General features: G+C 44.3%; 11 protein-coding genes. 6 read left to right on the top strand and 5 right to left on the bottom strand.

Features of this window, described 5'->3' with window-relative positions; translation table 11 throughout:
* The first annotated feature begins 454 nt into the window (after positions 1-454).
* Positions 455-1,153, top strand: a complete 699-nt coding sequence (locus J2Z37_RS24955) for a Na-translocating system protein MpsC family protein (protein ID WP_209813044.1) — start codon at positions 455-457, stop codon at positions 1,151-1,153.
* Positions 1,154-1,189: 36 nt separating this feature from the next.
* On the opposite strand, the gene J2Z37_RS24950 is transcribed toward J2Z37_RS24955, so the two are convergent.
* On the bottom strand, positions 1,190-1,882 hold the full coding sequence (locus J2Z37_RS24950) for a Na-translocating system protein MpsC family protein (RefSeq protein WP_209813043.1): 693 nt from the start codon (positions 1,880-1,882) through the stop codon (positions 1,190-1,192).
* A gap of 290 nt (positions 1,883-2,172) precedes the next feature.
* On the opposite strand from J2Z37_RS24950, the gene J2Z37_RS24945 reads away from it, so the two are divergent.
* Positions 2,173-3,237, top strand: a complete 1,065-nt coding sequence (locus tag J2Z37_RS24945; RefSeq protein ID WP_209813042.1) for an ATP-binding protein — start codon at positions 2,173-2,175, stop codon at positions 3,235-3,237.
* A gap of 696 nt (positions 3,238-3,933) precedes the next feature.
* Here J2Z37_RS24945 and J2Z37_RS24940 read toward each other — a convergent pair.
* The gene (locus tag J2Z37_RS24940; RefSeq protein WP_209813041.1) at positions 3,934-5,115 is read right to left on the bottom strand and encodes an MFS transporter; all 1,182 of its coding nucleotides are present in this window, start codon (positions 5,113-5,115) and stop codon (positions 3,934-3,936) included.
* Positions 5,116-5,386: 271 nt separating this feature from the next.
* Between J2Z37_RS24940 and J2Z37_RS24935 the strand changes: the two genes are divergently transcribed.
* Entirely contained in the window at positions 5,387-6,763 is a 1,377-nt protein-coding gene (locus tag J2Z37_RS24935) for a VWA domain-containing protein (protein ID WP_209813040.1), read from the top strand.
* A gap of 18 nt (positions 6,764-6,781) precedes the next feature.
* On the opposite strand, the gene J2Z37_RS24930 is transcribed toward J2Z37_RS24935, so the two are convergent.
* From J2Z37_RS24930 to J2Z37_RS24920, 3 genes are all read right to left on the bottom strand, one after another.
* Positions 6,782-7,912 (bottom strand): mandelate racemase/muconate lactonizing enzyme family protein, encoded by a 1,131-nt coding sequence (locus J2Z37_RS24930; protein WP_209813039.1) that lies wholly within the window; start codon positions 7,910-7,912, stop codon positions 6,782-6,784.
* Positions 7,913-8,118: 206 nt separating this feature from the next.
* Positions 8,119-8,916 (bottom strand): hypothetical protein, encoded by a 798-nt coding sequence (locus tag J2Z37_RS24925; RefSeq protein WP_209813038.1) that lies wholly within the window; start codon positions 8,914-8,916, stop codon positions 8,119-8,121.
* A 72-nt stretch (positions 8,917-8,988) separates the two neighbouring features.
* A complete protein-coding gene (locus J2Z37_RS24920; protein ID WP_209813037.1) occupies positions 8,989-9,954 on the bottom strand; it encodes an NAD(P)H-dependent flavin oxidoreductase in 966 nt (321 codons plus the stop codon).
* A gap of 193 nt (positions 9,955-10,147) precedes the next feature.
* Here J2Z37_RS24920 and J2Z37_RS24915 point away from each other — a divergent pair, with 193 nt between their 5' ends.
* The 3 genes from J2Z37_RS24915 to J2Z37_RS24905 are packed head-to-tail and all read left to right on the top strand — an operon-like array spanning position 10,148 to position 11,522.
* On the top strand, positions 10,148-10,591 hold the full coding sequence (locus J2Z37_RS24915) for a CBO0543 family protein (RefSeq protein WP_209813036.1): 444 nt from the start codon (positions 10,148-10,150) through the stop codon (positions 10,589-10,591).
* 12 nt (positions 10,592-10,603) lie between these two features.
* Positions 10,604-11,059 carry a CBO0543 family protein gene (locus J2Z37_RS25965; protein ID WP_280922272.1) on the top strand — a complete coding sequence of 152 codons (456 nt, stop codon included), beginning with the start codon at positions 10,604-10,606 and terminating at the stop codon, positions 11,057-11,059.
* A gap of 19 nt (positions 11,060-11,078) precedes the next feature.
* Positions 11,079-11,522, top strand: coding sequence for a hypothetical protein (locus tag J2Z37_RS24905; RefSeq protein WP_209813034.1), 444 nt, complete (start codon positions 11,079-11,081; stop codon positions 11,520-11,522).
* Positions 11,523-11,634: the final 112 nt, after the last annotated feature.

The following is an 11,634-nucleotide window of genomic DNA, read 5'->3' as shown; positions in this document are numbered from 1 at the left end:
TGAATTTGGTTTTTTGGTTGTTTTGTCGCTACCAAGTATTGACCAAATTTAACCTACGTATAGCAAAAGTGCGTCGGTTTCGTTCATTATAACTAATCCCATGAAGCGGATTGCTTCGATATCTATTGAAAAGATAAAAACTTTAAGGTAAAATGAATGAGCTAGTCTCCATATAAATAAATATAGAAGTTATTGGTAGATAAACCGCTTTTAGAAGATGCAAGAGACAACGATGATTGTGCTATTCATAAACTAAATCGATTCGGTTTTACAATAATCCTTCACAATGAACTTTTTTGGAAGATGTGGAACATAACAATATAAATTGCGCTCAAACATAGCCAAAGCACGGTGGATGTTTAGACAGTTTTTATTGCTTTATCCCTAAGCCAAAATAGAGGCATTTTTTGCTTCTATTTTGGCTTTTTATTTTTATACTAAAGGGGGGATGCAAGTGTCCGATTCAACCCCAATTCAGCAAAGGTTAATGGACATCAGTAGTTTAGTCAGCAAGCTGATAAGAAAAAACTTTGGCAGAGGTCCTGACTCCTGCCATGCATTTGCGAAACACCATTTTCTTGTCTTCTATCTGCGTGGGTTTCTATCCCCCATGGAGGTCATCCTTTTCGAGCACGGAAAGCTTGATCACCTCAAGTTTTCAAGAAACATTGTGATGAAAAGTGTGCTTGAAAACTTAAAAGGGGTTCTCGAGCATGAATTTGAACTGAATGTCCAGAGCTTTTACCATGATTGGAAATTCGAGAAGAACACAGGCATGATTACCGTTGTTTTTGAAAAAGATATGTCAACGTCTGAAGAAAAAATTGGCCTTTTCCCTGAATATAGTTTGCTGATCGATGAATTCGAGCGAATCAGTGCACAGGTCCAAAAAAAGCCGAAGCGAACCGAGGCTTACCAAATAACCCCGAAGCTTTATTTAGTGAAGCGTATGGGGATTTTGACCCCGATTGAAAAAGCTTTAATCGCAAAAGGATATCAGCAGATTCTTCTGGATACCTTAAGTGATTTGGAGAATAGCTACTTTCGGTTAGATAGTCGTTTTGTAAACCTTTTCAAGCAACCCATCGCCGATATTTTTGTGGACTGGGATTTAAAAGAAGAACACAGCATCACTTGTCTTATGCTTCGATAAAATAGTGGATCGCTTCCACTCCTTTTTGTCGTCCCTTCACTTCAGCAAAAAGCACATCATACTTTTGTCCTCGTGAAAATTCCAATCCACAAAGATGTCTTCCACCGGCTGCTTGAAGATTTCCCCAAATTTCCCATCTCGATGAAAGTACGTTTTCTCCAAATCATCTTTTGTCACTAACAAGGTTTCTTGATATCCATTGGCAATGAGGGCTTTTTCAATGGGGACAAGAATCCCTACACGCTTCACTATATATAGCTTGGAAGTGATTCGATAAGCTTCGGTTTGTTCCGGCACTTTCTGCACTAATTGACTAACCCGCTCCACTTCTTTGATCAATGCCTTGTACTCTGAAAACTCTTTCGCCTGGGGTTCAGCGGTTTCCATCACCTTTTCAAAGCAGATCATGATAACCCCTGTATTATTCGGATAGTTCCAATCATGGTAACAGTCCATGATATCCTGTTCAAATTCACGTTCAAGGACTCCTTTTAACTGAGCAAGAACCGTTTGCATGACAATCCCCCGTGAAAATTCAACGTGATCTGCACTCCCCTGCTCGAGCAGGACCGACTCCATAGGGGATAAAAATCCTCGAATATAAAAAACCAAGTAGCGATCATTAGAAAAAGCATGACAGGTTTCAGGACCTCTGCCAAAATTTTTGCGAAGTAATTTACTGGTATAACTGCTAATGTCAAGCAACTTCTGCTGGTCGATTGTGGACATGGGACTATATCCTCACTTTCATCATGGCAATCTTCTACATATTTTCCCCAATTCTGTTGAAAATATGGATTATTTCCATTAGTATTAAGGAGGATACATGGATAATAGCCGTGATCTCAGGTTAGGCTACTTCTTTTTTATTGATGAAATCATTATACTACCTTTTGGGACGATGGATAGACAACGATGGTTGAGCTATGACATAAACCAAAATAGAGAGCGGTAGCTTTCTGTTTTGGTTTTTTTGCTTTTAATTGCAGATCCAAATGTGGAAAGAAAGGAGAAACAGGATGAGCGCTCCCATTGTAGATGCATTGGAAATATTAGAAAGAATTAAAGATGGTTTTTTCGCCTTAGATCACCATTGGAATTTTACTTATATTAACGAAAAAGCCACACGTCTGCTATTTCGGAGCCGCAACGATCTAGTTGGCAAGAATGTATGGAGGGAATTTCCTGAAGCTGTGGATTTGCCATTTTATGAAAAGTACCATCAGGCTCTCCAGAGTCAAGAGCCCGTTTTCTTTGAGACTCACTATCCTCCGTTGGATACGTGGTTTAGGGTATGGACCTATCCATCTCCAAATGGTTTAAGCATCTTCTTCCAGGATGCGACGGATAAGGATAGGAAAGAGTGGGAAAAATCTCACGAGATGCTGCAGTACACCGAAAAGTTATCCATAACAGGTCAATTAGCAGCGGGGATCGCTCATGAGATCCGCAACCCCATCACGGCCATTAAAGGATTTCTGCAATTAATGCGATCTGGGACCGAAGACAAGAAATCCTATCTCAATATTATGACTTCTGAAATTGAGCGCATTGAACAGATACTGAGCGAGCTTCTCATGCTAGCCAAACCTCAAGAAAGCAAATTTGAAAGAAAAGACATTACCCTTTTATTGGACCAAGTCGTCACCCTCTTAAGTACCCAGGCTATTCTTAACAATGTCGAGATCGTCACAGCAGAACCCAGGGCCCACCTCCCATTCGTTGATTGTGATGAGAACCAGCTCAAACAAGCTTTTATCAATTACATAAAGAATGCCATTGACGCCATGCCAACCGGAGGTACCCTAGTCATTCGAGTAGAACAGCTAGGCACGGAGAAAATCAAGATTTCCTTCACGGACCGTGGCATGGGCATGCCCGAAGAAGTGCTTTCACAATTAGGACAGCCCTTCTATACAACAAAAGAAAAAGGGACTGGCCTAGGCTTTATGATTAGTAAGAAGATCATCGAGAACCACGCAGGTGAAGTGAATGTCACGAGCGAAATAAACAGCGGAACTACTGTAGAGGTTCGTTTACCGATGGTACAGGAGCGGGTAGGGCTACGTGAGGCAACGAACTAGAGTTTAGTAGGATGTGACGGGCTAGGTAGAGCGGGTGGGATGGTCTAGATAGAAGGGTGCTAGGGCGGATGGAAAAAAAGGGTTAGATAGAATAGAAGGAATGGACTAGAGTCTATTGTAAGGGGAGGAAATAGCTCCAACCGCATTGTAAGCGGTTTCAATGGATGCATTTGGGTTGAAGGGGGCGGATTCGGGACTGAGAAGGCTTAGATCTGGCGGGTCTTAGTCACGAATCGGTGGGTTTCGAGACAGCTCCGATCTATTCACCTTTGCTCTTGTCCCGATTCGCACGGTTTCGAGACAGCTCTGATCTATTCACCCATGCTCTTGTCCCGATTCACTTGGATTCGAGACAGCTCCGATCTATTCACCCTTGCTCTTGTCCCGATTCGCACGGATTCGAGACAGCTCTAATCTATTTACCCTTGCTCTTGTCCCGATTCACCCGGATTCGAGACAACTCCGATCTATTCACCTTTGCTCTTGTCCCGATTCGCACGGTTTCGAGACAGCTCCGATCTATTCACCCTTGCTCTTGTCCCGATTCACTTGGATTCGAGACTGAGCATGCAGAGCTAAAGCCTCTTTCGCATCTAAGGGCCTCCTGTTCCGTGGCATCACAAGTCAAACACCCATCTTGACGGATATTTCAGCATCCGCATAGATTCCAGCCCGCTTTATTATACTTCTTTGAGATTACCTGTCGTGGGAAGCTGTAAACCTCCCCTGATCCATCCCCCTCCGCTTTTTCCCGAATACTAGATAATAACTAAGCAACATAATTCCGGAGCATATCAAAAACATCAGCGATACCCCTGTGACTCCCATGAGTGCGCCGAGTGCCAAAGGAGATACCACCTGGGTGAATCGATTCATGGTAAGTCGAAGCCCCAAGGCTTCACCTACGCGCCCTTCAATGGCGGATTCCATCGTGGTAGAAATGGAGAGGGGCAGTCCAATCCCTAAACCCATTCCTAAGATAAAGGTAACCAAGACCGCAAGGATAAAATGGGGATAGATATAGAATAAAAAGAATGAGAAACAACTAATGATTAGGGCATAAGAAAAGATTTTATGCTTACCAAACCGATCAACAAGCTGTGACATGTAAAATCGGCTAATGACGCTAGCCAGGCCGAAGATGGAGAGAAAAATGCCGATCATGGTGTTGCTATAACCTAATTCAACGGCTAAGAGGGGAAAAAAGGTATTGAAAAAATCCATGGCAAATAAGATGAGGGCACTCATAAAGAGGGCCATTCGAATTTCTTTGATGGCGAGAAGATCGCGAATATGTGGTTTTTTTCCGGAGGGCGTCTGATAATTCCTTTTTTCTTCTGGGTACTTATTTTGAATGAAATGAAGACCTATGACCGCAGGAATTCCTAGCAAACTGGTTATTCGAAAAACCATCCTATAATCAAAGTAATCGGCAATTATCCCACACAAAAGCGGTCCAACCAAGGCCCCCGCAGCAATACTTAGGCTAAGCCACCCTACATTTTGATGGAGTTTATCTTTATCAGACACCCTTGCCATATAATTTTGGGCTGCTAACGCAAAGAGGGTCTGAGCCGTTCCAGCGATCATCTGTGATAAATAGAGATGAAAGGTTCCTGGAAATATACCTAACCACCCAATTCCAATCACTCCTGTGTAACCACCTATAAGGAGAGCCTTTTTTGAGTCTAATTTATCAATCCATTTTCCGATGGATATGGCAAAAAATAAAGGAATGATTGAATACAAGGAAACAATCATTCCGATTTCAAAAGAAGTATATCCCAGTTCATAAGTGAAAAGGGGGATGGACGGACGCGTCCCTATAACCATGAGGGTATGTAAGCCCACCATCAATTGAAAAGGAACCAAATTCATCTCTTCTCCCCCTGCCCTGCCTGATGTAATAGATACTATTAGATTATCACCATCTAGCGAGTAAATCTACAAGAATGTTCACTCTTTTCTGATTGCCAGAAACTAGCTTCGTATCTTTTTTTGTAAAGCATATCCCATTGACTCCCCCCTCCCTAAGCCCTACCATCCTTGGCACTTATTACTCATTTTTTAACATTTAGGAAAATCCCGATCAAAAATGAAGTAAGATGTGATTATTGTTTACTTTTTACGGTGGAAGGAGATTGCACCAATGAAGCGTTTTTTTGTTGGTTTGATGATGTTTTCGGTGATGCTGGCGGGATGTTCTTCACAGGAGAGTGAGCCCGTCCAAACGGACCCGGTTCCCGTTGAACCTACACAGATGGAGCAGAAAACAGAAGAAACAGCCTATATCCCAAAGGAAGCGAAATTCTACGAAATGGAAAATCTGGATCGCGAGTTAACCGAGATGGAAAAAGAAATGCTGCGATATCCAGGGATTTTTAGTGGAGATAAATATGATGAAGTAAAAGTGAAGGAAGCGTTGGACCAATTACCGGCTGATCTGACGCAGGATCAGTATATGGAGGAGCTCCTCCACTTGTTTGCTGAGGATTACCATGAAGAAATGAACACCCTGCTTCATTTCGATTCGTCCGTTGATGTGTCGATTGAACGACCTGATGAAACGGTCGATACGCCCACTTTGAAAAAAGCTCATTACGCTATTTTAGTAGACGCCAGTGGGAGTATGGCTGCCCGCGTAGGGAATAAGACGAGGATGGAAGCGGCAAAGGAAGCGGTCCTTGAATTTGCCCAGCAGGTTCCGGAGAATGCGACCCTTTCGTTACGGGTGTACGGACAAAAAGGTTCGAACAGTGATGCCGATAAAGTGGTGTCCTGCGGAAGTACCGAAACGTTGTATAATGCCAGTTTCGATGCGGCTAAGTTCAAAGGGGCTTTGGCACAGGTCAAACCGGTCGGATGGACGCCAATTGCGCTTGGTTTACAGTCTGTGAAGGAAGATATCCCCGCGGACGCGGGTGATGTTGTGGTGTACGTGGTCAGCGATGGGATTGAAACCTGTGGTGGGGATCCGGTTCAGGAAGCCAAAAAATTGGTTTCAGAAGACATCCAAACTGTCGTCAATATCATTGGGTTTGATGTGGACCAGGAAGGACAGCGGCTTTTAAAAGAAGTTGCCAAGGCAGGAAATGGTGAGTTTACCTACGTCGGTTCTGAACGGGATTTAAAGAAATACATGCGGGCCCAATATGAGGAAATCCAAAAAAAATGGCGGGAATGGAAGGACGCCGGCAAAGAAAAGGCCTACAAGCTAAAGGAAGAGAAAAAGGATTTAGCTTATAGTACCAAAGATAGCATGAAGGAAAAAGCGGATCGGGAGAAGGAGCGGATGAAAGCGGCCCAGGACTATTTAAAAGAGCGATTCGATGATTACGACCATCCCGCTTCCAGAATGTTCTCCCGCATTGTCGACTACGGGAATACCAAATGGCGCTATGCGGTCGATAACGGAAATCGGCTGTGGCGCGAAAGTGTGGACAACGGCAACCGGGAGTGGCGCGAGTACGTGGATGAAGGGAATCAAAAGATTAGGGAAACTATAGATAAGAAAAATGGCAGGTAGAGGGGGAGTTTCTCCCCCTTATTTGCTTCCCCCTTGGAATTGAAGGGTGGTTGGATCAAGTAGATGCTTGGCCAAGGCGGATTTGTTAAAGACGATCCCATGCCCCGGAAGCTCAGACGGAACGCCTACCCCCTTTTCCACCGTAATCGGCACCTCCAACAATCCCAACTCCGTGAACGAACCCCCGACTACATTTTCCAGCATGTATGCATTTTGCACCCCACAAAGTAAGTGCACAGACAGCTCCATCATGAAATGGGGTGCCACGGGTTTTCCGAAGGCACTCGAAAGGTGTGCGATCTTCAGCCACTCGGTGATCCCGCCAACAAAAGCAACATCCGCCTGCACGATATCCACAGCATCTGCTTTCAGATACTCTAAAAATTGAAATCTGCTGTACATACTCTCGCCTAGAGCGATCGGGGTCTTGATTGCCTTTTTCAGTTGACTGTGCCCCTGGATATCGTGATAGAGCATGGGCTCTTCAATCCACCCTAAGCCTAGAGGGTCTAGAATGTGGGATTTGGTGAGGGCTTCCGTAGCACTCCATTTTTGGTTGAGGTCCACCAGCACCTTTCCGCCTTTTCCTAGACGCTCTTGGACTTTGCGGATTCGCTCGATATCCTCCTCGATGTCTTCTTTTCCGATTTTAATCTTGACCGTACGATACCCCTGTTCGATGTAGGAGTCGACTCTTTGGAGCAGATCTTCGACCGTATCTTCGTTGCTCAAGTTGATCTCACTAATATAGGTTGAAATTTGATTCCTAGCCCCACCGAGCAACCTGTAAAGCGGCTGTCCATAATGCTTCCCCATCAGATCCCAAACGGCAATATCGATGGCCGCCATCGCCATCGAGTTGACCCCCAACCCAAGACGCCTTGACTGCCTCTGCATCTTATTCCATATCTCTTCGTAATTCAGCGGATTCATACCTATGACGAGATGCTGGAGGTAATCCTCGACGAGGGCTTTGATCACCGTCCCCCCGATATCTACCGTATAGCTGAAGCCCGTACCTGTAAGCCCCGTGTCGGTGGTGATTTCCGTGACGATAAACTCTAGGCCATCCACCTTGTTTGTCGCATCTTCCCATGGCACACCTGGCGGCAAGCGATAAGCGTTAGTACTGATATTTACTATTTTCATATGCGCAGCTCCAAACTGGGTATTTTTCTATTATTTTAACATTTTTGGAGCTGGTTTGGATGGAATTGTTTGGCGGGGTGGCCAAGGGCAAGGCGGACACAGGAAGCCTGTCGATTCATTGTAAATTAACCGGAGTTTCTCCGCTTATTGAAACCGTCCCATTCACTTTCCAGAATGAAAAGACAGGCTCACAGGATCCACTTGTTTTAGGTGTTAATCAGAAATCCGAACTCAGGGTGTTGGTAAAGTAATTCAAAGTGCTCGTTGTCTTTTAGATTGTGATGAAGATCTTCTGGAGAGAACCATAAAAAGTCATTGATAAATTTATAATTTGCACCATAAAAGTAGGAGAGCCAGATCAACTTGGAACAATAGATGGCTGTCCAGGGATCCTCTAGTGGAACGTTTAAGCTAAAGGAGAAGATCGGCTGTTCGATTCCATTTTTGAGATTTCTTCTATATTGAGAGAGGTAGTTTAAAGCAAAAGCAGCAGCTCGTTGACCCATTTCAGCCAATCTTGGCCGATAGTGGGCATGATGTGGATGGTACTCGAGAAATTGTTGAATCGTGTCCTGCTCCATAGCGGGATGTCCGCCGGGACATTCAATCAGCTGATCTGGACTAACGACAATGGCTGAGTGGCCCATATAACCAGTCATCTTTTCATCTACATTGTTCGAAGCCACCAAAATGTCTCCAGCTCTAAAGTCGCGGGCGTAAACCCGTTCATCCCCCTGGGAAAGAAGCGAAGATAGTTGGGGAACAACGATAAAATGTTGTTCGGCTAAAGGAACCTGCATACCATCTGCTTGATAGTGAGCGACGATAGAAAGCAAGTGCTGTCCTGGTGGTAATCCGATTTTGCTTAAGTAAAACGTGTTCCCCTGAAAAAAAGTCGCCACTTGCTGATTATCTATGAAAAAAGTATACGAGTGAAAGGGGAACCGTGAACGATTACGGATCTCCACCATGCTCCCTCTATCTTTTATAAAAAAATAATTCATTTTGATCACCTGCCCATTTCTTAATATATTCAGCTGGCAAGCGAACGTTCGAAGAAAAAGGGAAGCCGTCCATCACTTTTCAAAAATACGCCCCATCCGCTGCAACCCCGCCTCTGCAGTGTTAATCATTTCATCAAAAAGCTCCTGAACAGTTGGGATATTGCGGATAAGGCCGACCACCTGACCACTCCAGCCGTATCCTTCCGATTCGATTCCTTCATATATATACCGGCGATTTGCCTTCCCACTAATCAAATCTTTTAGATCTTCATAGGTTGCGCCGCCCAGTTCCCGTTGGATCAGGTCCAGGGTGTAATCGGTCTTCAAAGCACGCCCGGGTGCACCTAGGGATTTCTTAATCACAACGGTGTCCGTTTCCCTTGCCTGCAAAATGGCCTTTTTGTAGGCTTCACAAGCATGAATGCACTCCTGGGTGGCGATAAAACGAGTCCCCATTTCAATCCCCTCAGCACCGAGGGCAAAAGCAGCCAATAAGCCTCTTCCATCGCCAATCCCTCCACTGGCTAACACCGGAATCGAAACCGACTCCACCACCCGAGGGGTAAGCACGATCGTCCCGACATCCTCTCGCCCAAGATGCCCACCACCCTCTTGCCCTACTGCCATGACCGCATCCGCGCCCAGTTCCTCCGCTTTTTGGGCTTGTCTCACCCCTGATATGAGCACAAGAGAGCGAATATTTCCCCCTTTGATCCGTTCCAAAATGGGCTGCGGATTCCCAGCGGTAATCGAAATGGCGGGAACCTTCTCCTCAATGGCCACGTCAAGAAATTCATCGTGTTTTCCACCAAACCTTGAGATCGCGAAATTTACGGCAAATGGCTTATCGGTCAGAGTACGAACTTTACGGATCTCCTCCCGGAGCTTTTCCACTGAGCCTAGCGTTGCCGCCGTAATCTGCCCCAGTCCCCCCGCATTGGATACCGCTGCAGCCAGCTCCGCAAGGGCAAGATAAGCCAGCCCCCCTTGCACAATGGGATACTTCATCCCAAATATCTCCGTCACACGTGTTTTCATATTGGCTTTCTCCTTTTCAGATGGGTATCTATTCTACTTTATTCATTTGCGGGAGGGGAAAGTCCTGCTTGGGAGCGGCTTATTCCATTGCCCATTTGCAAGGTATCAAATTTTTGGTAAATGTAGATATTAAACTTGAATCACTCATGTCATGCCAAATATGTGGTGCATTTCCTGGAGGAATGCTGAAGTTATGGTATCCATTATTCTGTTTATTTTATCGTGGTTGGCTTTTCTGGTTTTAGGTGACAAAAGGCGGGTTCCAGAGTTGTTTCCGACCGCTATGTTTTCAGCGTATTTGGGGCTATTAACGGACCTAGTTATGAAGGAATATGAACTGTGGTCGTATCATGATCAACCATTAAGTGAAAGCGTCATTCCGCTCTTTCTCGATTTTGGGATCTATCCGGTTGTTGCGTATTTGTTTATACAGTTTCTTCCCCAAACGTGGACGAAACGATTGGGGTGGATTTTTTTCTGGTCTTTAGGAGCTATTTTATTGGAGTATGCCTATTTAAAATTTGAATTGATGCAGCACCATAGATGGTGGTCACTTTGGATTTCTTACATCTCTGATTGGGTGATTTATGTGTTATTGATCCTGCAGTACCAATTTTATAAAAAAGGCAGAGGGTAGGCTGTGGTCATCATGTTGATTTTATTTTATTCGATCATATCTGTCTATTTTTTCTTGTTTTTGGCGGATCGCTCAAAATTCCGGGAATATTATTCAAGTCTCCTCTGCATAAGCTACTTGCGCTTTTTGGAACAATACCTCCTTGTATATGTTTTAAAAGTTTGGGAATACCATCATTTACCCTTACCTCTTGCTAAAGTCAGCGGAGTGCCGATTTTACTGGACGTTACCTTCTACCCAATGGTTGGATATCTAATGATTCATTACTCGAATCGATTACTGAACAAAAGGATGATCCATTATCTCATCTGGGGAGCGATCTTAACGTTCGTGGAATTCACGATGGTCTGGACGGGGATGTTAGAGCACCAGAAATACTGGAACTTTGCTGCATCCTTTTTACTAGCTATCGCCACCGTTGTCATCATCCATGGGCAATACAGGTTATTTTTAAAAAACAAGAGTTAATGAGAGGTATGTATCTTTTATGAATTACTGGTTCCCCTATCTAACCATTGTGATTACCCTCTGCATCGTAGCATTTATGCCCAAACACCTGACCAAACGAGAGATTTACCATACATGGTGGGTCCTTGCTTCCATTACTGTCTACACAGACTTGTTATTTGGTGATGTGTTGGATTTGTATGATTTAGGCGCTGATGGGCTTCAGCTTCTCGATTTGCCCGTCGAAGCTTTATTACCTCCATCGATCGGAATCATTTATTTGAACTTTTTGCCGAAGAATAAAAGAAGACACGTGGTTTATATCATGGGATGGACCGTTTTTTCGGTGGTTTATGAATGGCTGGCGATATTGTGCGGATTTGAAAAATTAAAAGAATGGTCACTTTGGTACTCTGCTCTGGTGTATCTGTTGGTATTTTTGTTCTTAAGGTGGCATCTTTATTTCATCAGAAGCGGGAGATAAAGGGCTTACAACAGACAAAATAGTTATAATGAACGAAACCGACGCACTTTTGCTATACGTAGGTTAAATTTGGTCAATACTTGGTAGCGACAAAACAACCAAAAAACCAAAT

This window comes from Ammoniphilus resinae (assembly GCF_017873965.1).
GTDB lineage: Bacteria > Bacillota > Bacilli > Aneurinibacillales > RAOX-1 > Ammoniphilus_A > Ammoniphilus_A resinae.
This window is presented reverse-complemented; position numbering and strand designations above follow the sequence as displayed.